The organism is Rhizobium sp. CF080, from assembly GCF_000282095.2.
Classification (GTDB): domain Bacteria; phylum Pseudomonadota; class Alphaproteobacteria; order Rhizobiales; family Rhizobiaceae; genus Neorhizobium.
In genome coordinates this window covers 244,859-268,211 of sequence record NZ_AKKC02000010.1, presented here as the reverse complement: position 1 = coordinate 268,211, position 23,353 = coordinate 244,859, and the positions used below count along the sequence as shown (strand labels likewise).

General features: G+C 63.9%; 23 protein-coding genes. 14 read left to right on the top strand and 9 right to left on the bottom strand.

The annotated features are described in order from the left end of the window. The first annotated feature begins 151 nt into the window (after positions 1-151). Entirely contained in the window at positions 152-580 is a 429-nt protein-coding gene (locus PMI07_RS23765; protein ID WP_007761807.1) for a hypothetical protein, read from the top strand. Between the two features lie 9 nt (positions 581-589). Here the strand turns inward: PMI07_RS23765 and PMI07_RS23760 are convergent, their stop codons facing one another. Beyond that, positions 590-847: a hypothetical protein gene (locus PMI07_RS23760; protein ID WP_007761805.1), complete on the bottom strand. Its 258-nt coding sequence runs from the start codon at positions 845-847 to the stop codon at positions 590-592. Between the two features lie 175 nt (positions 848-1,022). On the opposite strand from PMI07_RS23760, the gene hemF reads away from it, so the two are divergent. The 3 genes from hemF to PMI07_RS23745 all read left to right on the top strand — a co-directional run bounded on the left by hemF (position 1,023) and on the right by PMI07_RS23745 (position 2,627). Next, a complete protein-coding gene (gene hemF / locus PMI07_RS23755; RefSeq protein ID WP_007761802.1) occupies positions 1,023-1,937 on the top strand; it encodes an oxygen-dependent coproporphyrinogen oxidase in 915 nt (304 codons plus the stop codon). A gap of 127 nt (positions 1,938-2,064) precedes the next feature. Next, positions 2,065-2,331, top strand: a complete 267-nt coding sequence (locus PMI07_RS23750; protein ID WP_037088036.1) for a hypothetical protein — start codon at positions 2,065-2,067, stop codon at positions 2,329-2,331. Between the two features lie 104 nt (positions 2,332-2,435). After that, positions 2,436-2,627 (top strand): DUF1059 domain-containing protein, encoded by a 192-nt coding sequence (locus tag PMI07_RS23745; RefSeq protein ID WP_007761792.1) that lies wholly within the window; start codon positions 2,436-2,438, stop codon positions 2,625-2,627. 111 nt (positions 2,628-2,738) lie between these two features. Here the strand turns inward: PMI07_RS23745 and PMI07_RS23740 are convergent, their stop codons facing one another. Genes PMI07_RS23740 through PMI07_RS23730 form a run of 3 tightly spaced genes read right to left on the bottom strand, consistent with a single transcriptional unit; the run spans position 2,739 to position 5,253 of the window. Continuing rightward, positions 2,739-4,001, bottom strand: a complete 1,263-nt coding sequence (locus tag PMI07_RS23740) for a CCA tRNA nucleotidyltransferase (protein WP_007761791.1) — start codon at positions 3,999-4,001, stop codon at positions 2,739-2,741. Further along, positions 3,998-4,633, bottom strand: a complete 636-nt coding sequence (locus PMI07_RS23735) for a CoA pyrophosphatase (protein ID WP_007761790.1) — start codon at positions 4,631-4,633, stop codon at positions 3,998-4,000. Before PMI07_RS23735 ends, PMI07_RS23740 begins: the two co-directional genes overlap by 4 nt. Beyond that, complete coding sequence (locus PMI07_RS23730; RefSeq protein WP_007761789.1) at positions 4,630-5,253, bottom strand: DUF1285 domain-containing protein; 624 nt, start codon at positions 5,251-5,253, stop codon at positions 4,630-4,632. The genes PMI07_RS23735 and PMI07_RS23730 overlap by 4 nt, the downstream gene beginning before the upstream one ends. A 201-nt stretch (positions 5,254-5,454) precedes the next feature. On the opposite strand from PMI07_RS23730, the gene PMI07_RS23725 reads away from it, so the two are divergent. From PMI07_RS23725 to PMI07_RS23700, 6 genes are read left to right on the top strand one after another with little or no spacing between them, the layout of a single operon-like run. After that, complete coding sequence (locus PMI07_RS23725) at positions 5,455-6,468, top strand: MoxR family ATPase (protein ID WP_007761786.1); 1,014 nt, start codon at positions 5,455-5,457, stop codon at positions 6,466-6,468. Positions 6,469-6,496: 28 nt separating this feature from the next. After that, positions 6,497-7,420 (top strand): DUF58 domain-containing protein, encoded by a 924-nt coding sequence (locus PMI07_RS23720; protein WP_007761782.1) that lies wholly within the window; start codon positions 6,497-6,499, stop codon positions 7,418-7,420. Beyond that, on the top strand, positions 7,417-10,254 hold the full coding sequence (locus tag PMI07_RS23715) for a DUF4159 domain-containing protein (protein ID WP_024164085.1): 2,838 nt from the start codon (positions 7,417-7,419) through the stop codon (positions 10,252-10,254). Before PMI07_RS23720 ends, PMI07_RS23715 begins: the two co-directional genes overlap by 4 nt. A 12-nt stretch (positions 10,255-10,266) precedes the next feature. After that, positions 10,267-12,333 carry a hypothetical protein gene (locus PMI07_RS23710; protein ID WP_007767111.1) on the top strand — a complete coding sequence of 689 codons (2,067 nt, stop codon included), beginning with the start codon at positions 10,267-10,269 and terminating at the stop codon, positions 12,331-12,333. 4 nt (positions 12,334-12,337) lie between these two features. After that, on the top strand, positions 12,338-12,754 hold the full coding sequence (locus PMI07_RS23705) for a GNAT family N-acetyltransferase (RefSeq protein WP_007767113.1): 417 nt from the start codon (positions 12,338-12,340) through the stop codon (positions 12,752-12,754). A 40-nt stretch (positions 12,755-12,794) separates the two neighbouring features. After that, positions 12,795-13,214, top strand: a complete 420-nt coding sequence (locus PMI07_RS23700) for a GNAT family N-acetyltransferase (RefSeq protein ID WP_007767115.1) — start codon at positions 12,795-12,797, stop codon at positions 13,212-13,214. A gap of 6 nt (positions 13,215-13,220) precedes the next feature. Here the strand turns inward: PMI07_RS23700 and PMI07_RS23695 are convergent, their stop codons facing one another. Further along, positions 13,221-14,534 (bottom strand): MFS transporter, encoded by a 1,314-nt coding sequence (locus PMI07_RS23695; protein ID WP_007767119.1) that lies wholly within the window; start codon positions 14,532-14,534, stop codon positions 13,221-13,223. A 78-nt stretch (positions 14,535-14,612) separates the two neighbouring features. Then, positions 14,613-15,131, bottom strand: coding sequence for an N-acetyltransferase (locus PMI07_RS23690; RefSeq protein ID WP_007767126.1), 519 nt, complete (start codon positions 15,129-15,131; stop codon positions 14,613-14,615). A gap of 265 nt (positions 15,132-15,396) precedes the next feature. On the opposite strand from PMI07_RS23690, the gene PMI07_RS23685 reads away from it, so the two are divergent. After that, a complete protein-coding gene (locus PMI07_RS23685) occupies positions 15,397-16,386 on the top strand; it encodes a glutathione S-transferase family protein (RefSeq protein ID WP_007767130.1) in 990 nt (329 codons plus the stop codon). Positions 16,387-16,593: 207 nt separating this feature from the next. On the opposite strand, the gene PMI07_RS23680 is transcribed toward PMI07_RS23685, so the two are convergent. Beyond that, positions 16,594-17,082 (bottom strand): NUDIX domain-containing protein, encoded by a 489-nt coding sequence (locus PMI07_RS23680; RefSeq protein WP_007767131.1) that lies wholly within the window; start codon positions 17,080-17,082, stop codon positions 16,594-16,596. Positions 17,083-17,147: 65 nt separating this feature from the next. Between PMI07_RS23680 and PMI07_RS23675 the strand changes: the two genes are divergently transcribed. The 3 genes from PMI07_RS23675 (at position 17,148) to PMI07_RS23665 (ending at position 19,527) form a co-directional block, all read left to right on the top strand. Further along, on the top strand, positions 17,148-18,101 hold the full coding sequence (locus tag PMI07_RS23675; protein ID WP_037088032.1) for a metallophosphoesterase: 954 nt from the start codon (positions 17,148-17,150) through the stop codon (positions 18,099-18,101). Positions 18,102-18,199: 98 nt separating this feature from the next. Continuing rightward, on the top strand, positions 18,200-18,679 hold the full coding sequence (locus PMI07_RS23670; RefSeq protein ID WP_007767133.1) for an RNA polymerase sigma factor: 480 nt from the start codon (positions 18,200-18,202) through the stop codon (positions 18,677-18,679). A gap of 2 nt (positions 18,680-18,681) precedes the next feature. Then, the gene (locus tag PMI07_RS23665; RefSeq protein ID WP_007767134.1) at positions 18,682-19,527 is read left to right on the top strand and encodes an anti-sigma factor; all 846 of its coding nucleotides are present in this window, start codon (positions 18,682-18,684) and stop codon (positions 19,525-19,527) included. A 253-nt stretch (positions 19,528-19,780) separates the two neighbouring features. Here PMI07_RS23665 and leuA read toward each other — a convergent pair whose 3' ends face one another. Together leuA and PMI07_RS23655 are read right to left on the bottom strand one after the other, a co-directional pair. Beyond that, entirely contained in the window at positions 19,781-21,502 is a 1,722-nt protein-coding gene (leuA, locus tag PMI07_RS23660) for a 2-isopropylmalate synthase (RefSeq protein WP_007767136.1), read from the bottom strand. Between the two features lie 642 nt (positions 21,503-22,144). Next, a complete protein-coding gene (locus PMI07_RS23655) occupies positions 22,145-23,323 on the bottom strand; it encodes a benzoate/H(+) symporter BenE family transporter (RefSeq protein WP_007767142.1) in 1,179 nt (392 codons plus the stop codon). Positions 23,324-23,353 lie beyond the last annotated feature (30 nt).

Below are 23,353 nucleotides of genomic sequence, written 5' to 3'. Positions count from 1 at the left end.
CGGATAGGCTCACTCCCTGCTCCCGCCTGTTCAGCATCTTTCGAAAAACACATGTCAAACCGATCGAAGGCCATGGGCCAAACATCGGAGATCGCCTATGTTTCCGCGATCGAGCTTCGTACTTCCCAGCCCCAGGCCATCAAGGACCGAGATGCGCAATCTGCTTTTCTACACGATGACTGTTGCCGCCCTTGCCCTAACGGCTTCGTCCGTCTGCGCCCAGGAGGCAGAACACTATACCGCGGTCAGCAAGACGGCGATGAGCGTCACCGGCGACGTCTGGCTGGACGATTTCAGCATCACCTTCGAGAACGAGGAATCGCTGGAATTCTCCGACCTCGTCGCCGACAATTTCCGCGTGAATGGCAGGCGGGTGCCGGCATCGGTCTACCGCGTCGCGGAACCGGCCGATCCGGAACTCGAGAACGGCAACCAGCTCTGCGGATCGGGCGACGTAACCTATGTCGCCAATTGGGCGTCGGCCAAGGGAATGTCGGCGATCGCCGTGTTTACGGGGAGAAATCCGCCGAAGAGCAGCGACGAGATGTGCGCGCTCTACACCTATGAGGACCCGCAGTGATGGATCGGGTCAATCCGCCGTCGGCAGCCGGCGCATGGTAAATTCGATGCGGTCGCCTTCGAGCTGGCGCCAGCTTTCCACTTCCGTCCAGTAGGCGGCCTTCGGAAATTCCTGAAACCATTCGCGCGCCTTTTCGCGCGCTTCTTCCCGCGAGAGCTCGAAAGTCTGCCGCACGAACATGCCCTGTCGCTCGCCGGCCTTTTCCTCCCGGTGGCGGTCGATCCTGCGTTTCAGCCCGTCGAGCGGCGGGGGTGTGAACTTTGCCATGAAAGCCTCTGATCAGCACCTGTTTATGAGGTAAAGATAATGCCGAGCGACACGCTTTGCGAGTCTCATTTTCCACCTGCGACAACCGATGGAATGGTTCGCGAAAGCCAGAACTGCTAATCCCCGATCGGAAAAATGCGAATCGCGCCAAGGGGATGGCGAGAGGAATAAAGACATGGAACGGCCGGTACTGCCAAAGGGGCTGCCCGAGGACATCGAAGACAAGAAGGCGACGGCGCGCGCCTGGTTCGAGAGCCTGCGCGACACGATCTGCGCCTCGCTCGAAGGCCTCGAGGACGAGCTGACCGGCCCCCTCTCCGACCAGGAGCCCGGCCGCTTCAAACCCAAGGACTGGCTGCGCGACGGCGGAGCCGGTGGCGGCGGCAGGATGTCGATGATGGAGGGGCGCGTCTTCGAGAAGGTCGGCGTCCACACCTCGACCGTCCATGGCGAGTTTTCCGCGGATTTCCGCAGCCAGATGCCGGGTGCCGAGGAAGACCCGCGCTTCTGGGCGTCGGGCATTTCCCTGATCGCCCACCCGGTCAATCCCAACGTGCCGACCGTCCACATGAACACCCGCATGGTGGTGACGTCGAGCCAGTGGTTCGGCGGCGGCGCCGACCTGACTCCGGTGCTCGACCGGCGCCGCACCCAGACGGACCCCGACAGCACGCTCTTCCATCGGGTTATGGAAATCACCTGCAAGCGCCACGAGGCGGTCGCCGACTACGATCGCTACAAGGCCTGGTGCGACGACTATTTTTTCCTGAAGCACCGTAACGAAGCGCGCGGTATCGGCGGCATCTTTTTTGACTGGCTGCATCCTGTCGAGGAAAAGGGCGGCTGGGATGCGGACTTCGCCTTCGTCCAGGATGTCGGCCGTGCCTTCAACCTCGTCTATCCGAAGATCGTCCGGGCCAATTTCAACAGGCCGTGGACGGAGTATGATCGCGACGAACAGCTGATCCGCCGCGGCCGCTATGTCGAGTTCAACCTGCTTTACGACCGGGGCACGATTTTCGGGTTGAAGACGGGCGGCAATGTCGAGTCCATCCTGTCGTCACTGCCTCCGGTTGTAAGGTGGCCTTAGATCTAAATCACGAAATTAACGATTTCGGGTAAAAAACAGGCCCCAATATCTCGCCCTTAACAAATGCGATATCAGAATCGATTCGGCGGTGGTAGCGTCCCCTTGGTTGTACCGGAGGAGGATCGCCATGATGGCACCGAATAGCATGCCCATGCCGGATGCGTCTGAGAACAAGGACGCCCGTTCCCTTGACACCATTGAAATGATCGACCGCCTTGCGACGGAATTGCGCGCGAGAACCGGCGGCGAGCTTCCCCATTCCTTCTATGTGGACCAGGTCACGCGTCAGCTTGCCGGCAAGTCGGTCGCCACGTCGGCTGCCAATGACGAACCGGCACGGGAAAGGGGTAAGGAACAGGCTTCCGTCTTCCACGCCTGGGCACTTTCCGAATAAACGCCGGGAACGGTCGTTGTAGTTTCCGAGTTATCGGGATTGGCGGCCGGCGGATATGAGGAGATGTCCGCCGCCTCCAGTCCAACGCTAACAGGAGAAATGTCATGCGACTGTTCGAATGCGGAACGCTCGTGCCAGGTTGCCAGTGGCATACCCGTGCCGATGAGGATGCCGAAGTGGTTCGCCGCGCCGTGGAACATCTGCGTACGGCCCACGGCGAAGAGATCATCCGCGAAAACATGGTCGAGAACATCAAGGCGCGCATTCACGACGAAAACGGAGCTGCAGCGGCCTGACGCCTGGAACGGACCGAGGCGGTCAGCCGTTCTGCATCGAAGCGCTCGGGTCTGTTTTCGTAAGCCGTAAGCGGCAAGCCGCCGGATGTCAGAGCGGTAAACCGCCTGACATCATAGCGAACTACGGATCATATCTTCCAGCCGGGCAGCCAGCGCCGCCCGGTCGAGAGCAAAATTGCGCTCCACCCAGAAGTCTTCCAGTTCCTTCAGAATTTCCCCGACCCGCTTTCCGGCCGGCACGCCGGCTGCGACGATGTCGGCACCGCCGAGCGGGAAGACCGGCTTCTCGTACTTCTCCGCCCTCTTCAGCAACACCGACAGCCGCGCGGATTTGCGCATCGCCGCCGGATCGCCTTCCGCCGCGGTTCGCGCCGAGGCGAGAGCAAGCTTCAGCCGCAGGATCAACCCCTCCGCGCCGTGGCGGTAAAGCAGCCGGTCGAAGCCGACATCAGTCACCTCGTCCGGCGGCGCCGGCGCATTCGCCCAGGCTGCAAGCCGGGTAGCTTCTGCATTCGACATCCTCAAACGCTTCGCCAAGGCATCCAATCGCGCCGCGTCCGGCGGCACGATCGCCGCCAGCCGTAACATCGGGTCGGGAAGCCAACCGAGCGCCTTTTCAGCCGCAACGAGGCCGTGAATGCCGTCGATACCCCACTTTTCCGTCTCGGGCAGGACTTCGGTGAGCACGCCCGCCTGCCGCATCCACAGCAGCGCGCGGGAAGGATCCGTGGCGGAGAGGAGTTTCTTTGTCTCGGACCAGACCCGCTCGGCCGACAGCGTCGAAAGCTTGTCCTTGGCGCGTGCGCAGGCCCTCAAACCATCCGCATCCGGCCGGCCGGAACCGTAGTGGGCAAAGAAGCGGAAGAAGCGCAGGATGCGCAGGTAGTCCTCGGCAATCCGCTCGGCGGCCTCGCCGATGAAGCGGACAGTGCGCGTCTGGATATCCGGCAGCCCGTTCACGAGGTCGATCACCTCGCCTTGAGCGTCCGCATAAAGCGCGTTGATCGTCAGGTCCCGCCGTTCGGCGTCCGCCTGCCAGTCGGTGCCGAAGGCAACCTTGGCACGCCGCCCGTCCGTCTCGATATCGCGCCTGAGCGTCGTCACCTCGAAACCGTGGCCGTCGATGACAAGCGTTACCGTGCCGTGCTCAATTCCTGTCGGCACAGCCCTGATACCGGCCGTCACCGCCCGCTCGACCACCTTTTCCGGACGAAGCGTGGTCGCGACATCGACATCGGCGACGGAAAGCCCCATCAGCGCATTGCGCACCGCGCCGCCCGCCACCCGCGCCTCGCCGCCATCGGCATTGAGCAGGGTCAGGATGCGCTGCAGCGCCGGGTCCCGGAACCAGACCTCGTCGGCTACACTGGTCATGCATAAAGCCTTTCATAGAGCGTGCGCAGAATGCCCGCGGTAATGCCCCAGATTTCTCGTTCCTCGTAGGACATCACGTAGAAATGCCGCTCCATGCCGTCCCATTCGCGGCTGCCGCGCTGGTGGTTGGCCTTGTTCATCAGGAAGGACAGCGGCACTTCGAAAACCTCGTCCACCTCGGTCGGGTTAGGCGTGATCTCGAAACCGCGCTTGACCACCGAAAGCACCGGCGTGATGCGAAAGCCCGTGGCGGCATAATAGGTCGGCAGCCGCGACAGCGTTTCGACAAAGGAGCGGTCGAGACCGATCTCCTCCTCTGCCTCGCGCAGCGCCGCCTGTTCCGGCGACCGGTCCTCCGGGTCGATCCCGCCACCCGGAAAGGCGATCTGGCCGGAATGCTGGCGCATCGTCGATGTCCGCTGCGTCAGGATCACCTTGGCTTCGTCGCCGTCGTCGACGACCGGCACCAGGACCGCCGCATCCCTCAGCTTCAGCCCCGCGGCGAAATCGACCAGCGTCGGATTGAGCAGATGGTCGCCATGATCGCGCCAGGCGTGATCGATCGGTCCGCCATTCTGGTTCAGCGCCCGGCGGCGGAAATCGCCGGCCGAAAAAAGGGGATAGTCACTCATTGCGATAAGGCGTCCAATTCGGCCTCGGGCATCACGGGAAAGACCTCCGTTCCGGAGCGGACGGAGAACATCGGCACCCCGTCTATCACGATCGCCTCACCGAGTTCCACGAGATCGTACATCACGGCGCGGGAGACCAGCGCCTCCAGCCGGCCGCGGACCAGAAGATAGGGCTTCAGCTCGCGGTTCTCGCCCGCTATCTCGAAGCGCAGGGCATGTTCCGGCCCCGCCTCCACCACATCACCGACATTTGTCCTGAATGTGAGGACGCGGCGGCCTTCACGCTGCGTCACCTGCATCTCGACCGCGAGGAAGGGCGCGTCCACGACGCGGATACCGACTTTTTCCACAGGTGTTACGAGATAGGTCCGGCCGTCCTCATCCTTTCGCAGAACCGTCGAGAACAGCCGCACAAGCGGTGCGCGGCCGATCGGCGTGCCCATATAGAACCAAGTGCCGTCGGCACGGATTTCCATGTCGATATCGCCGCAAAAGGGCGGATTCCACTTGTCGACAGGCGGTAAACCGCGCTTTCCGTCGCCCGTTTGCTCGGAAGCGCGCGAAATCAGGGCCGCAAGCCCTGCGGCATCGGCTGCCGAATTTATCGTTTGCACTGCCATCTTTCAGTCCCGGTTCGTCCGTAAGCATTGACGAAAGCAATTGTTCCTCACGAGATAGTCATTCAATACGTGCTTGTCAGCCATGTTTCGGGGAATAAGTTTGATCGGATAGGGCGGATGCTGCGATGCAGCGATTCGCCGCCGGGATATGAATAAGCCCGGCCTTGGAAAGCCTGCCGGTTCTGGATGATGGAGAGCGACATGGGCCTGATGAATTCCACCGATAGCGTCCTCGATGAAAAAGCCATCATCGCCTCCGCCGAAATGGCCCTGTCGGACATCGCCGCCATTCGCACCGAAATCGCCAAGGTGATCTTCGGCCAGGAAAAGGTGGTCGAGAACACGCTGCTGGCGGTCCTGTCCGGCGGCCATGCGCTGCTGGTCGGCGTCCCCGGCCTTGCCAAGACCAAGCTCGTCACCACGCTGGGGACCGTGCTCGGCCTCGGCGCCAACCGCATCCAGTTCACCCCCGATCTGATGCCGTCCGATATTCTCGGCTCCGAAGTCATGGATACCGACGATGCGGGTCGCCGTTCCTTCCGCTTCATCAAGGGCCCGGTCTTTGCCCAGCTTTTGATGGCCGACGAAATCAACCGCGCCTCGCCGCGCACCCAGTCGGCGCTGCTGCAGTCCATGCAGGAATACCACATCACGGTCGCCGGCCAGCGTTACGATCTGCCCGCCCCCTTCCACGTGCTCGCGACCCAGAACCCGCTGGAGCAGGAGGGCACCTATCCGCTGCCCGAAGCGCAGCTCGACCGCTTCCTGCTGCAGGTCGACGTGCTTTATCCGGAATTGGCCGCCGAACGTCAGATCCTGCTCGAAACCACCGGCATGTCGGAATCCAAGGTGCGCGGCGTCATCGACGCTGCACGGCTCCAGGAAATCCAGACCCTGATCCGCCAGATGCCGGTGAGCGACAAGGTGGTCGACGCGATCCTCTCGCTGGTGCGCTCCGCCCGCCCCGGCCACGGCAATGCCCATACCGACAAGCACGTTGCCTGGGGTCCCGGCCCGCGTGCCGGCCAGTCGCTGATGCTGACGGCCCGTGCCCGCGCCCTTTACGAAGGCCGTCTCGCGCCGTCGCTGGACGACATCTATGCGCTCGCCGAACCGGTGCTCGAACACCGCATGGCGCTTACCTTTGCAGCCCGTGCCGAAGGCATGTCGGTGCGTGACGTCATCGCCGGTCTGGTGAAGCAGGCCCGCGGCTAAAGCTGCGACGGCTTAGAAAGGAACCTGCGTGGCATCCACCATTGGCCAGATCGTAGAGCAGACGCCCAGTAGCGAAGTCCTCTCCCGAGCCCAGGCCCGCGCGACACTGGTGCCGGACTGCATGGTGGAAGCAAAGCGCATCGCCAACACGGTGATTGCCGGCTGGCATGGCCGCCGCAAGCGCGGCATCGGCGAAAATTTCTGGCAGTTCCGGCCCTATGCGGAAGGCGAAAGCCTGTCGCGCATCGACTGGCGCCGTTCCGCTCGCGACGATCATACCTATGTCCGCGACCGCGAATGGGAAGCGGCCCACACCGTCTGGCTGTGGGCCGACATGTCGCCGTCGATGATGTACAAGTCGACGCTCGCGATCGCCTCCAAGGAAAGCCGTGCGCTGGTGCTGATGCTGGCTTTGGCCGAGATCCTCGCTCGATCCGGCGAGCGGATCGGCTGCCCCGGCATCATGGAGCCGGTTTCCGCCCGCAACGCCGCGGAGCGGCTTGCTGCCTCGATCATGCACGCGCCGCCGACAACAGGCCTCCCGGATACCGCGATGATCCGCGGCCATAGCGACATCGTGCTGATCGGCGACTTCCTCGACGACGCCGACCGGGTGATGGAGCGCATCGGCCCGCTCGGCCGCCGCGGCCTGCGCGGCCATGTGGTCGAGATCGCCGATCCGGCCGAAGAGACCTTCCCTTATACCGGTCGCACCGAGTTCACCGATCCCGAGACCGGCGAAAAGCTCGTCTCCGGCCGCGCCGAGATGATCCGCGAGGATTACCAGCACGCCTATTTCGCCCGTCGCGATGCGCTCGGTGAATCGCTGCGCCGTATCGGCTGGAGCTTCGTTTTCCATCGGACCGATCATCTCGCCTCCGAGGCGCTGGTTGCCGTGCATGGCTATCTGTCCGGCTTGCCGGCAGCGAAACCGGTCGGAGACAGGTCATGAGCGCGCTGATTTTCGCCAATCCCGCCATCCTCTTCGGCCTGATCGCCCTGCCGGTCATCTGGTGGCTGCTGCGGCTCACCCCGCCGCGGCCCAAGGCGGAAGTTTTTCCGCCGCTGAGAATTCTCGCAACGGTTCTCAAGCGGGAGGAGACGCCATCAAAAAGCCCCTGGTGGCTGACGCTGCTGCGCATGGCTCTGGCCGCAGCCGTGATTCTTGCGATCGCCGACCCGGTGATGAATCCGCGTGCCAACTCCCTGAATTCCGGCGGCCCGCTGGTGCTTGTCGTCGACAATGGCTGGGCGACCGCCGCCGACTGGGAGCGCCGCGTCCAGACCGCCAACCTGCTGATCGACGACGCCGAAAGCGCCGACGTGCCGGTGTCGATCACCTTTACCGCCGATGCCAGCCATGAGGCCGTGCCGGGCAGCGCAGCGGCTGCCCGCGACAAGCTGACGGCCGCCAGCCCCAAACCGCTGGTTCCCGATCGCGCCCGCGCCGCCCAGGCGATCAGGGAAGCGATGAGCGGCACCCGTCCCGGCACGCTCGCCCTCCTCTCCGACGGCATGGCCGCCGGCAGCGACAACGACGCCATGTCGGCGCTATCGGCCCTCTCGCCCGCCGAGATGCGGCTGATCGAAGGCGACGGCCACAGCGCCGTGGCGCTGACCGACGCGGTGAACAACGCCGCCGCCATGAACGTGACGGCGACCCGCCTCTCGACGGCATCGGCGCAGCAGCTGAACGTCAATGCTCTCGACGCGCAAGGCCGTGCGCTCGCTTCCGGCACGCTGCAGTTTGCCGCAGGCTCGGGAACCGCCACAGCCGAGATCGCCTCGCCGTTCGAGCTGCGCAACGATTTCGCGCGGCTGAGCATCGATGGCCTCGCGACCGCCGGCGCCGCGCATCTCCTCGACGACGGCTTCAAGCGCCGCCGCATCGCGCTTCTCGCCGGTGAAAGCGGCAGCGACTTCCAGCCGCTCCTCCAGCCGCTCTATTACATCAGCCGCGCGCTGCTGCCCTATGCGGATGTCATCCAGCCGAACACCGCCGATCTTTCGGTCGCCATCCCGCAGATCCTGCAGGGCAATCCGTCGGCGATCATCCTCGCCGATGTCGGCCGCCTGCCGGCCGAAACCTACGCGCCGCTGCAGCGATGGATCGCTCAAGGCGGCACGCTGATCCGCTTCGCCGGCCCACGGCTTGCCGCAGCGCCCGCCGACGATCCGCTGGTGCCGGTCATCCTGCGCCAGGGCGAGCGCGCGCTTGGCGGCGCCATGTCCTGGTCGGAGCCGCAATCGCTCGCCGATTTCCCGAGCTTCGGAGCGTTCGCCGGCATGCCGCGTGCCACCGATATCACCGTCACCCGCCAGGTCCTCGCCGAACCGACGCCCGACCTTGCGGAACGCACCTGGGCAAGCCTTGCCGACGGCACGCCTCTCGTCACCGAAAAGGAGGTCGAAGCCGGCCGCATCGTACTCTTCCACACCAGCGCCGAGGCGACCTGGTCGAACCTGCCGCTATCGGGCAACTTCGTCGAAATGCTCCGCCGTCTCGTTCAGCTCGCCCGCGCCGGCGGCGCCGCTTCATCCGGCTCTGCTTCGGATGCCGCCGCAACACTCGCTCCCTACCGCCTTCTGACCGCCGACGGCATCCTGACCACCGAAACCGGCACGGCGCGGCCGATCGCGATCGCCGCCAATCAGGTGCCGGTCGCGAGCTTCGACCATCCGCCAGGCCTCTACGGCACCGAGGACGGTTTCACCGCCGTCAACCTGCTGGCGCCGAAGACGGTGATTGCCCGCTTCGATCCGACCACAGCCGGTCGCCCGCTGGTGCGAGAAGGCCTCGCCGGCGGCGAAGCCGTCTCGCTCCGCCCCGCCCTTTTCGCAGCCGCCTTCGCGCTCCTGATCCTCGACAGCCTCGTGGTGCTCTTCATGAATGGCGCCTTCTCCCGCGTGCCGACCCGCCGCCGGACAGCCGGCAGTGCCGCAGCGATGATCACCGCCCTCGCCTTCGGGCTCTTCGCCCTGATGCCCAGCCAATCGCAAGCACAGGAAATGGCACCCGGCGCCGGCACCAAGCCCGGCGACGAGCAGATCCTCGAACGCCTCGACACGACCCACCTCGCTTATGTCGTGACAGGCGAGCGGGACGTCGACAGCATTTCCGAACAGGGCCTGGAAGGCTTGAGCCAGTTCCTCACCTACCGCACGACGCTGGAACCCGGCGCGCCGGTCGGGCTCGACATCACCAAGGATGAACTCTCCTTCTACCCGATCATCTACTGGCCGATTTCCGCCACCGCGCCGATGCCGTCACAGGCGGCGATCTCCCGCATCGACGCCTACATGCGCAACGGCGGCACGGTACTCTTCGACACCCGCGATCAGTATTCCTCGCTCGACGGCGGCGGCGCGACGCCGAATGGCGAACGGCTGCAGGCGATCCTCGCCAATATCGACATCCCGCCGCTGGAGCCGACGCCAGCCGACCACGTGCTGACCCGCTCCTTCTACCTGCTCACCAATTTCCCCGGCCGCTATACCGGCAGCCCGCTCTGGGTCGAGGCGCGGCAGGAAGCCAAGAATACCGGCGCCCAGCTCTCCTCCAGCGGCGACGGCGTCACTCCGCTGCTGATCACCGGCAACGACTTCGCCGGCGCCTGGGCCGTCGACAGTCAGGGTGGGCCCGTTCTGCCGACCGTCCCCCCGGACGAGATGCAGCGTGAATATGCCTATCGCTCCGGCGTCAACATCATGATGTACATGCTGACCGGCAATTACAAAGCCGACCAGGTGCATGTCCCGGCGCTTCTCGAACGGCTTGGCCAGTAAGGACAGCCGAACATGACCATCGAATTCGCCCCCTTCTTCTCCTGGCCGATCCTGGCCGCCCTCGGCGTCTTCGCGCTGATCCTCGCCGGCCTTGCCTTCTGGCGCGGCATTCGCGGCGCGACCTTGCGCACTCTGGCGCTCGCCGCCCTGCTTCTGGCGCTCGCCAACCCGACGCTGCTGCAGGAGGACCGCGACCAGCTTTCGACGGTGGTGCCGATCATCGTCGACCGTTCGCAGAGCCAGGATACTGCCCAGCGCAAGCAACAGACCGACGAGGCGCTCGCGAGCCTCCAGGACCGGTTCTCCCGCTACCCGCGCATCGAAACCCGCGTTGTCGAAGTCGACGATGACGGTGATTCCGATACCCCGTCCACCAAGCTTTTCACCGCCCTGCGCTCCGCGATCTCTGATGTCCCCCCGGCCCGTATCGGCGGTGCGGTATTCCTCACCGACGGCCAGATCCATGACCTGCCGGGCATCAACCAGGACCTCGGCTTCAACGCGCCCGTCCATGGCCTGATCACCGGCAAGCCCGACGAATTCGACCGCCGCGTCGAAGTGGTCCGTGCCCCGCGCTTCGGCATCGTCGGCGAGGAACAGGAACTGACGCTGCGGGTCTTCGACGACGGCCGCACCGGCGGCGGGCCGGCGCAGGTTACCGTGCGCATGAACGGCCAGCAGACCGCGACGTTGCGCGCCACGCCCGGCCAGGAGACGCCCTTCTCCTTCACCGTTCCGCGCGGCGGCAACAACGTCATGGAATTTTCGGTCGCCGAGCTTCCCGGCGAAGTGACCACCGCCAACAACCGCGCCGTCCACGTCATCGACGGCATCCGCCAGAATCTCCGCGTGCTGCTCGTCTCCGGCGAACCGCATGCCGGCGAGCGCGCCTGGCGCAACCTGTTGAAGTCCGACGCCTCCGTCGACCTCGTCCACTTCACCATCCTGCGCCCGCCGGAAAAGCAGGATGGCACGCCGATCAACGAACTGTCGCTGATCGCCTTCCCGACCCGCGAACTGTTCGTCGAGAAGATCAAGGATTTCGACCTGATCATCTTCGACCGCTACAAGCACCGCGGCGTACTGCCGATCCTCTATTACGATTACATCGCCCAATACGTGAACAATGGCGGCGCGCTGCTGATCGCCGCCGGCCCCGAACATGCCGGCGAGGATTCGATCGCCTCGACGCCGCTCGAACAGGTCCTGCCGGCCGCCCCGACCGGCGAGGTCCACAGCGCCGCCTTCTATCCGCATCTGTCGCCGGAGGGCGAAAAACACCCCGTGACCCGCGGGCTCGACGGCTCCAACGCCAACCCGCCTGCCTGGGGCCGCTGGTTCCGCACCATCGACGTCGACACGCCGCAGGGCCAGACCGTCATGGAAGGCGACGGCGACCGTCCGCTTCTCGTCCTCAACCGCCAGGGCGAAGGCCGCGTCGCCATGTTGCTCTCCGACCAGGGCTGGCTCTGGGCCCGCGGTTTCGAAGGCGGCGGCCCGCATGTGTCGCTCTATCGCCGCATCGCCCACTGGCTGATGAAGGAACCGGAACTCGAGGAAGAGGCACTGACCGCCCGCGCCGTCGGCCGTACGCTCGAAGCGACCCGCCAGACGATCGGCGACGATCCGGGGCCTGCGACCATCAAATACCCGTCCGGCCGCACAGAGACGGTGCCGATGACCGCGGCCGGCCCCGGCCAGTACCGGCTGGAACGCCGCATGGAAGAGACCGGCCTGTTCGAGGTCACCAATGGCCAATTCTCGACGCTTGTGCATGTCGGCACCGTCGATGCGCCGGAATTCAAGGCGATGATCTCGACCGAGGCGACGCTGAAACCCTATGCCGACAAGACCCGCGGCCTCGTCACCCGCGTCGCGTCCGGAGACGGCATCTCGCTGCCGGATATCCTGCCGGTACGCGGCGAAGTGCGCGTCAACGATCCCGATCGCATGGTCATCCGCCTGACCGACGAAACGGTGCTGCGCGGCATCAACACGCTGCCGCTGTTTGCCGGGTTCGCCGGCCTCTCCGCCCTGCTCTTCGCAGTCGCGGCCATGTGGTGGCGTGAGGGTCGCTAAAGGCATGACGCAGATCGATGTCACCGCCTCGCCCACGGCCGAGGAACTGGCCGTGATCGGCGAAGGGCTGACCGCCTTCAACGACGCGGATGTCGGCCCGTCGGAGCGTAAAGCCCTCGCCGTACTGATCCGCGATGTCGAGGACAAGGTGATCGGCGGGCTTTCCGGTTACACCGCCTGGGGTTGGCTCTTCACCCAATGGCTGTTCATCCCCGAAACATTGCGGGGTGAAGGCATGGCGGGCAAGCTGCTGGGCCAAGCCGAGGAGGAAGCCCGCGCCCGCGGCTGCCATGGCGCCTGGATCGACACGTTCAGCCCGCTCGCCCGCAAGGCCTATATGCGCCAGGGCTACGAAGTCTTCGGCGAGCTGCCGGAATTTCCGAAGGGCCGCACCCGCACCTTCCTCAGGAAAGCTCTGTAGTCTATCCATTCGCTCCGAAAATGGGACGAAGAAGCGCCGCATGGATATCGACCTGAAAATCATCGAAGGCATGACCGCCGACGAGGAGGATTTCATCCTCGAACGGCTGATGACCCACAATGCAGTGACATTCGGCCCCAGTAACCGCCGGGAGCTGGCGGTGCCGCTGCTTGACGACGACGGCAACCTCATCGGCGGGCTGACCGGCTATACTGGCCGCGGCTGGCTCTATATCTCGATGCTCTACATCCCGGACGAGCTGCGCGGCCGCGGCCTTGCCGCCCGCATGCTCGACATGGCGGAGGCCGAAGCCCGCGCCCGCGGCGCGATCGGCGCCTATATCGACACGATGAATCCCGAGGCACTCAAGCTCTATCTCAAGCAGGGTTACACCGAGATCGGCACGCTGAAGGGCCTCGAAGGAGGCCATTCGGTGACGTGGTTGGAAAAGCGGTTCTGACCGGCCTTAGGCCAGGGAGACCTGGCGCGTCTCGGCATTGATCATCGTGGCGGCAATCGCCGCGATCACCAGCAGGCCGGCGAAAATGCCGATCGTCAGGCCGAGACCCTGGACCACGACATAACCGACCAGGGAGGGCGCCAGCAGGCCGCCGAGACGGGCCATGGCGCCGGCGGCTCCCATGCCGGTCGCCCGCGACGCGGTCGGATAGAGTTCCGGCGTGTAGGCGTAAAGCGCACCCCAGGTGCCGAGCAGCGCAAAGCTCATGATCAGCAGCGCCGCCCCGATCAGGAGGGCGCTGGGGGCTACGACGAACATCAGGCAACCGAGCGCCGACAGCAGGCAGAAGCCGATCAGCGTCGGCTTGCGACCCCATTTTTCGACGCCATAGGCTGCAAGCGCATAACCCGGGATCTGGGCAAGCGCGACCAGCACCAGAAAACCGTAACCGCGCACGAAACCGAAACCGTCGCCGGCAAGCCGTGCCGGCATCCAGGTGAAGACGCCGTAATAGGACACCGAAACCAGGAACCAGATCGCCAGGATCATGATGCTGCGCTGGCGCAGTTCGCCGGAAAATATGCCGGTCCCCTTCACGGGCGGGGGCGAGATCAGACTGGTTCCGGCACCGAGCGGTGGATGGCCATTGACAGCGAGCATCCGCTCGACAATCGCCTTGGCCTCCTCGTTGCGGCCGGAGCGCAGCAGGTAGAGCGGCGATTCCGGTACCAGGAAACGCAGGCCGAGCCCGGCGATCGCCGGAATGGCGGTGACCGCAAAAATATAACGCCAGGCATCCGCGACGCCGGCAAGGCTTGCGGCCCAGGCGGCGAGCGCGACGATCAGCGTTCCGACCGCCCAGAAACCTTCGAGCAGGACCAGCCAGCGGCCGCGGTTCCTGGCGGGCAGGAATTCCGCCATCATCGCATAATCGACCGGCAGCGTGCCGCCGACGGCTGCGCCGGTCAAGAAGCGCAGGAGAAGCAGGATCGTGAAATCCGGCGCAAAGATGGAAAGCGTGCCGAACACCGCGTCGCAGGCAACCGTGACGATCAGCACCCGGCGGCGGCCGATCCGGTCGGCGAGCCTGCCGAAACCAAGCGCGCCGAGCAGCATGCCGAGGAAGAAGGCGGTGCCGGTCTGCAGCGCCTGCGGCACAGTCAGGCCGAAGCTCGCCGCGATCGAGGCGGCCGTGAAGCCGACCGCCAGCACCTGCATCGCATCGGCCGTCCAGACGAGGCCAAAAATGCCCATCAGCCGTCGCTGGTAGGTCCCCGCCCCGGCGCGGTCGAGCGCCTCGTCCATGGTGATCGCTGCCATCCGCCTGTCCCTCGCGCTTTTCGAATCGTGCGGCCGGCATGGCCGACCGATCTGCCCGAAAGGCTTAAAGGAATTGGCCTATTCGCGCCAGCCGATGACGCCTTTCAGCCGCGGATGGACATCATCGCCGATCGGCACGACCAGAACCCGGCCCGGATCGACAGGCCCTGGGAATTCCAGCGCGTTATAGGCGACCTTCTCGAAGCCGAGCGGGCCGTAATAAGGCGGATCGCCGACGAGGATGACTGCTTCGGAACCCTTGCGTTTCGCCGCCTCGATGGCGATCCGCACCAGCTCGCGGCCGATCCCCTGGTTCTTGTGCGACGGCCGCACCGCAAGCGGACCGAGCAGATGGCCTTTCACCGTGCCCGCCATAACCGGCGTCATCCTGACCGAGGCGATCGTTTCGCCATCGTCGGCGCAGACGAAGGAGAGCGAGCGGTCATGCGGCCCCTGCTCGCGGATGCGGGCAGCGGCGCGGGTATGCCGGCCGGGGCCGAAGGCTTCCGCGTTGATGAGTTCGATGACCTCGTCATGAGACGAGTCTTCCGTGAGGTAAACGAGGTCGTGCTTATAGAGAAGGTTGTGCTGGGACATAAGGGTACCGAAGCCGTAGGATAAAGAGCGGACAGGACAAGGGATATCGATGACGCCTTTGTCGGCGTCGTGGTCGATGATCAGCGTCGTCGCAGTGCCCGTACTTCGGTCATTGAATGTTGATATCCCGAAAAAATGTGAAAAGCGACCTAGCAGGAAATTTTCGGCACGTCCAACGCAAAAACACAGCGTTCATAAAATCCTGTCTCGCATTCGCGGGCCGGTGCCGTATCTATGGCCTCAAGGAAACTCCAAGGAGATCGCCATGGGCAGGCTCGTCGACGGAAAATGGCAGGACGTCTGGTACGACACCAAGGAAAGCAAGGGCCATTTCAAGCGGGCCGAATCGCAGTTCCGCAACTGGGTGACCGCCGATGGCTCGGCCGGTCCCTCCGGCAAAGGCGGCTTCAAGGCCGAGGCCGGGCGTTATCACCTCTACGTTTCCTATGCCTGCCCCTGGGCGCACCGCACGCTGATCTTCCGCAAGCTGAAGAAGCTCGAGGACCTCGTCTCGGTCTCCGTCGTCGACTATCTGATGCTGGAGAACGGCTGGGAATTCAAGAAACGCGATGGCGCCACCGGCGACCACCTGTTCGGCTCGGACTACCTCTACCAGGTCTACCTGAAAGCCGATCCCAACTATTCCGGTCGCGTCACCGTACCGGTCCTCTGGGACAAGCTTGAGAACACGATCGTTTCGAACGAAAGTTCGGAAATCATCCGCATGTTCAACAGCGCCTTCAACGGCCTGACCGGCTCGACGGCGGATTTTTATCCGCAAACCCTTCGCAGCGAGATCGATGAACTCAATGCGGTCGTCTACGACACAGTCAACAACGGCGTCTACAAGGCCGGTTTCGCCACCGCCCAGGACGCCTATGAGGGCGCCGTCACCCGGCTGTTCGAAACGCTCGACACGCTGGAAAAGCGCCTTTCGGACAGCCGCTACCTGTTCGGCGAAACGACGACCGAAGCCGACTGGCGACTGTTCACCACGCTCTTACGCTTCGATCCGGTCTATGTCGGCCACTTCAAGTGCAACATCCGCCGCATCGCGGACTACCCGAACCTGTCCGGCTATCTCGCTGATCTCTATCAGCAACCGGGCGTCGCCGAGACCTGCAACCTGTTCCACATCAAGCACCACTATTATGAGAGCCACAGGACCATCAACCCGACCGGTATCGTCCCCGTCGGCCCGGTGATGGACCTCGACGCGCCGCATGGTCGGGAGAAGATGAAGCAGGCGGCTTGATAGAGACGCATCCGCCCCTCATCCGCCTGCCGGCACCTTCTCCCCGCAAGCGGGGCGAAGGACGCAAGCGGCAAGCTCCCAGCCTCTTCCAAACCAAAACCTGAGGTTGGGGGAGACGGTGCGGCATCTGTCCTTCTCCCCGTCAGAACGGGGAGAAGGTGCCCGGCAGGGCGGATGAGGGGCACCTTGGATCCCTCGCTTACCCTCTCACCAATAATCCGCCCTCTCCGCCTCGCCCCTCAGCTCCCGCAACCGTCGCAGCGTCGCCGCGGTCGTATCCTCCGGAAGCGCATCGAGCGCAAAGAACCCGCTCTCTGCAATCTCGCGATCCGGCGCACGCGGCGTGGTCTGCTCCACCGTCACCCGATAGAACAGCACATGGTCACGCCTGCTGGCATTGCGGTTGTAGTAGGCATGGAAAAGCACGATCTCGCCACGGATCTCCAGATTGCCTTCCTCGCGCAATTCCTTGCGCAGCGCCTCGATCGCCGTCTCCCCGCGCTCGACGCCGCCGCCCGGCATGTACCAGCCGGGGACGTAGGTATGGCGAACGAGAAAGATGCGGCCCTCGGCATCGAAGCAGGCGGCGCGCACCCCGAGCGTCATGCCGCGCGTCATCATGAAGACACGATGCAGCAGCCAGACGACGATCCGGGTGCGCAAACCGCGGATTTCCGGCACGCCTTCGCCGCTCATTCATAACTCCGGGAGCGTCCAGAAAATCGATAACGATTTCCGCCCTCATGCGTTATGTGTGCGCCATGTTCAAATTCGCGCATATTTCCGACATCCATCTGGGGCCGCTTCCAAAACTCACGCTTCGCGAGCTTTTCTCGAAGCGGATCACCGGGTTTGTGAACTGGCACCGCAATCGGCGCAAGCACCTTTTCGTCAATACGCTCGACCTGCTTTTGAGCGATTTGAAGACGCGCGAACCGGATCAGCTCGTCATCACCGGCGACCTCGTCAACCTGGCAACCAAAATCGAGACGCGGCTTGCCGGCGAGTGGCTGTGTACCATCGGCGACCCCAATGACACGACGGTGGTGCCCGGCAACCACGACGCCTATGTGCCCGGCGCGCACGACAAGTCGGTCAACGAATGGTACCCGTTCATCAAGAGCGACGACGATCCGGCCGAATGGCCCGAAGACGACCATATCTTCCCGACCCTGCGCCGGCGCGGTCCGCTCGCCATCATCGGATGCTCGACCTCCAATGCCACCCTACCCTTTTCGGCGTCGGGTTATTACGGCTCGCGGCAGGCGCGCGAAACGGTCAACCTGTTGAAGCAGGCAGGCGAGGAAGGCCTCTTCCGGGTCGTGCTGATCCACCATCCGCCGATCCGGGGCGCGGCCTCGTCGCACAAGCGCATGCTCGGCATCCGGCGTTTTGCGGCCGCGATCTCCACGGGCGGCGCGGAACTGGTGCTGCACGGCCATACCCACCTCAACACGCTCTATTGGCTGCGAAGCCAGAGCGGAAACGTGCCGGTGGTCGGCATTGCCTCTGCCTCCCAGGGCCCCGGCGGGCACAAGCCGCGCGCTGCCTACAATCTCTTCACGCTGTCCGGGGAAGCCGGCGCCTGGAACCTGCTCTGCGAGCGCTACGGCCTCACCGAACGGGGCGACGGCGTCGCGCTCGACAACAGCCGGCTTCTCTACGGCCACGAGCCCGCGACCATGTCGATTCCGCAAGTGGCGAGAATGTTGTAGAAACAATGCCGTGATTGTTGCGGAATCGCCACAATCTCGTCATAGCTAGTAGCTCGTTCTGGTTATTGCAGTAGATCATAGGTAATTCGCCCCGATCCATGACCCAACCGAGCCCATTGACCGACATCCGGCGCGATCTCGTAGCGCTCCTGCCGCGCCTGCGCCGTTTTGCGCTGACGCTGACGGGAAGTGCTGCCGAGGCCGATGACCTGGTGCGTGAAGCAGCCGGGCGGGCAATCCAGAAGAGCCATCACTGGAAGGGCGAAGGCCGGCTGGAAAGCTGGCTTTTCAGCATGATCCGCAGCACCTTCACCGATGAGGCAAAGAAGCGTCGGCGCGCTGAGGGCAATGCCGCCGACGACGCTTCCTCGGCTGAAAACGCCCGCCAGTCGAACGCGCTCGCCTGTCTGCCGGACGGGCTGGCGAGCGTCTTTCTGCTCGCCGATGTGGAAGGCTTTGCTTATGCCGAAGCCGCCGCCATCCTCGGCATCCAGCCCGATCTCTTCGCCACCCGCCTTTGCGCCGCACGTCTCAGCCTGGCGGCCATCGCCGCGGAAACGAACGAGCGGAGAGCGTGAGGATGACCATCCCCCAGCCGTCACCACTCGAATTGCGGCTTTCCGCCTTTGCCGACGTCCAGACCAGCGACGAGGAAAGGCATGATATCGAGGAACTGCTGGTCAACGACCCGCAGGCCCGGTCCCTGCACGATGCGCTGAAGCGCGGCGCCGACCTCGGCCGGCGCGCCTTCGACGACATGCTGAAGGAACCGGTTCCGCTCGATCTGGTGCGCACGATCAAGAATGCGCCGCTGCCGCGCCGGGCCATACGCCTGCCGCAGGCGCCGCGTCCGACGCTTTCCTTCAAACCGTCCGGCCTGCAGGCGATTGCCGCTTGCGCCCTGGTTTTCGTGCTCGGAGGCGGCATCGGTTATATGATCGGTGGCAATGGGGCCGCGGCGCAATTTTCGGCGTTTTCCATGCCCGGCGTCAGCAGCCGCGACTGGCTGGACGATATCATCGCCCATTACCGCCTCTATGCGCGCCAGACCAATCATCTCGCCGAAATCCCGGCCGAGCGGCCGGCCGATATCCTCGAATGGCTGACCACCAATACCGGCGTCGGTTTCCGCATCCCCGATCTCAGCGACAGCGGCCTGACCTTTGAGGGCGCCCGCCTGTTTGCCGCCGGCGGTACGCCGGTCGGCCAGCTTCTCTACCGGCGCACCGACGGCGATGGGGACGGCGACGTGATCGCCATTTCCTTCACCAAGATCCGGCCGGAGGGCAACCGCTCAATCGAGGAAATCCGCAACGACACCAGCCTCGTCTCCTGGGCCACGCCGCTCGCCACCTACATGGTCGTCGGCCCCTCCTCGGCGGCCGATCTCGACGATATCGCGGCCAAGGCTGCGGGGCTGATCTAGGCCGCGGCGCGGTTGATCTAGCTCAATCCCGGATCCATGGCTTCGGCATAACCTCCGTTGAAACCAGTGGAGGTCAACCATGCCAATCGAAACTATAGTTGTCGTCAGCTTCATCGTGGGCGCATTTGCCGTCTTTGCCGCCGCCCTTGCGTTCGCCAGCGCGACGTCGAGCAAGTAATCCCGCCCTGCGAATCAAAAAAGCCGCCCGAAGAATCAGGCGGCTTCTCTCCTATAGCTATGTGGTAACGAGGGCTTACCCCTTCGTCGCCAGCACCCGGTTCGCCGCCGAGACGATCGCCTCGAGCGAGGCTGCGACGATGTTCTTGTTGATACCGGCGCCGAAGAGTTTTCCGTTCGGGTGCTCCATCTCCACATAGGCAATGGCGGACGCGTTCGAGCCGTGCTGCAGCGAATGTTCGGAATAGTCGGCGACCGAGAGTTCTATGCCGAGATAAGTCGAGAGCGCGTTGATGAAGCCATCGATCGGCCCCGTGCCCTTGCCTTCGATCCGCTTCACCTCGCCGCCATCGATGATCTCGGCGGCGACGACGCGGATGCCCTTGTGGTCAGTGCCCGCCGGATAGGTATGGTGGTCGACGAATTTCAGCCGTGCGCCGGGTTGTTCCACGTAGCGCTCGATGAAGCTCTCATAAATACGCTTGGCGGGAAGCTCCACGCCCTCTTCGTCGGTGATCCGCTGGATTTCCTCGCGGAACTCGACCTGCAGGTTGCGCGGCAAGTTGAGGCCGTAATCCTCCGCCAGGATATAGGCGATGCCGCCCTTGCCCGACTGCGAATTGATGCGGATGATCGCCTCGTAGGAGCGCCCGACGTCGCGCGGATCGATCGGCAGGTAAGGCACTTCCCATACCGGATGGTTGGCGACCTTTATCGCCTTCATGCCCTTGTTGATCGCATCCTGGTGCGAGCCGGAAAACGCCGTATAGACCAGTTCGCCGACATAAGGGTGACGCTCGGGAATGACCATCTGGTTGGAATATTCGTAGACGGCCTTGATCCGCTCGATATCGGAGCAATCCAGTTCAGGATCGACACCCTGCGTGTACATGTTGAGCGCCAGCGTCACCACGTCGACATTGCCGGTGCGTTCGCCATTGCCGAACAGCGTGCCTTCGACACGGTCGGCGCCGGCCATCAGGCCGAGTTCAGTGGCGGCGATGCCGGTGCCGCGATCGTTATGCGGATGCAGCGAGATGATGATGTTTTCGCGGTTGTCGAGATTGCGGCACATCCATTCGATCTGGTCGGCATAGATGTTCGGGGTCGCCATCTCCACCGTCGAGGGCAGGTTGAGGATCAGCTTGTCTTCCGCGGTCGGCCGGATCACCTCGGTGACCGCGTTGCAGATTTCCAGCGCCACTTCCAACTCGGTGCCGGTAAAGCTTTCCGGTGAATACTGGAAGCGATAGCCGCCGCCGGCCTTCGCCGCCATGTCGGTGATCATCTTCGCGGCATCGACGGCGATCTGCTTGATGCCGTTGACGTCCTTGGCGAACACCACGCGACGCTGCAATTCGGAGGTCGAATTGTAGAAATGGATAATCGGCTTGTGGGCGCCTTCCAGCGATTCGAAGGTGCGGGTGATCAGTTCCGGCCGGCACTGCACCAGAACCTGCAGCGACACGTCTTCCGGCACCCCGCCCTCTTCCACGCACCAGCGGGCGAAATCGAAATCGGTCTGCGAGGCCGACGGGAAGCCGATCTCGATTTCCTTGAAGCCCATATCGAGCAGCAGCTTGAACATGCGGGCCTTGCGGTCGTGGCCCATCGGATTGACCAGCGACTGATTGCCGTCGCGCAGATCGACCGAACACCAGATCGGCGCCTTGTCGATGACCTTCGAAGGCCAGGTGCGGTCGGGAATGTTGATGGGGGGATAGGAGCGGTATTTCACCGCCGCGTCGGGCATGCCGGATTTATGGCCGGATTTCGGGGAATGAGTCTTGGCGTCCATTGTCGTCGTCTCTTCTCGCTTCACGCGTCGCTCGGCATCCGTCAGGGGGAAATTGGCCGTCGTCGATGCGGACCTTTAGCGGTCTTTTGTGGCTTGGTCTTGAATGTTCGTGAGAGGAGCTCTTATGCCGGGCGGGCTTTCGGCCGCCGGGCGCTCCTCAACGGACCCGGCAACCGCGCGTAAGGTCGAGGCTAAGAAGCGAGGAAAGCGCAAATACCATCGTCCCGGCCGCGGAGCGGCGGGTAGACGAACGGTCGGACATGATTGCGCCTGTCATGGTCATGAGCGAAGTGTATAACCGTGCAAGGCGGATGAGGCAAGTAGGCTATTTTGATTGACGAGAGATCTCAAGTCGTTCCGTGATCCACTGTGTCACGAGAGACTCGCGCGTCACGCCGAGCCGTTCCGCCTCCTTATCCAGATCGCGCAGCATCCAGGCCGGCAGATCGATATCGACACGCTGGGGTTCTAACCCCGGACGAGTAGCCTTCGACTAATCCACATATTCGCTGATGTCCTCGCCGTTGTCGAACTTCTCATCAAGTTCCGCGGCTGTGATGGTCTTCATAATGCTGCCTTTCCATTTCCCGTGCTCGCCACACAGAAATGATCTGGAAGGTGAAAAATACAACCTGAAGAATATTAGGTGTTTTTTACCACCCGCTGCAATCCCATCATCACGCCACCCGCGACAAGCCCCCAGAAGGCGCCGGAAATGCCTGCGAACGAGAGGCCCGACGCCGTCACGAGGAAGGTGATCGCCGCAGCTTCCCGCGTCTGCGGCTCGCGATAAGCGGCAAAGGCCGCGTTGGAAAAGGCGCCGATCAGGCCGAGCCCCGCCACCGCCTGTAACAGGATTGGCGGCGCCAACGACACGAAGGCGATGATGCCGCCGGCGATCAGGCCGAACACGATGTAACCGAAGCCGGCGACGATCGCCGCCCAGTAGCGTTTAGCGGGATCGGGGTGGGCATCCTCGCTGGCGCACATCGCCGCGGTGATCGCCGCCAGGTTGACCGGCACGCCACCGACCAGCCCGCCGAGGATCGAGAAGATGCCGGTGCCGGCAAACAGAACGCCCGGCGGCGGCTCGTAGTGATGCACCTTCATGATCGCGATGCCGGGAATGTTCTGCGAGGCCATGGTGACGATGAAGAGCGGCAGCGCCACCGAGATCGCCCCGTGCAGAGTGAAGACCGGCGTGATGAAGGTGAGGTCCGGGTGGATCGCCGCACCGATCTGCGCCATCGCATCCGGGGCAAGGTCGACGCCGAAGATCAGCACCAGGACCAGCGCACCGAGCGAGGCCGGCACCGCCCACAGCCGCCACCTGGAAACCACGACCATCCAGGTCAGCACGATCGGCAGGCCGAGCGCTGCATTGAAGGCGACGGCCTTCACCGGCGCGAGGCAGAGGCTGAGCAGGATACCGGCGAGCATGGCGTTGGCAAGCGGTGCCGGGATCAGCCGGATCGCCCGGCTGAGCGGCCGGAACAGGCCGGAGAGAATGATCAGCACGCCGCAGACCACGAAGGCGCCGACGACGGCCGGGAACCCGCCTTCGATCATGCTGATGCCGGACAGCAGCGCCGCACCCGGCGTCGACCAGGCGATGCTGATCGGCATCCGGTACCAGCTCGAAAACACGATTGCCAGCAAGCCCATGGAGATCGATTGCGCCAAAAGCGCCGAGGCGATTTCCGGCGCGGTCGCACCCATCGCCTGCAGCCCCTGCATGATGACCGCAAATGAGCTGATGAACCCGACAAAGGCTGTGAGCAGCCCCATCATCAGGGCCGAAACGGAAAAATCCTTGAGCATACGGGCGGGGACTCGTGAATTCGAAAGGCA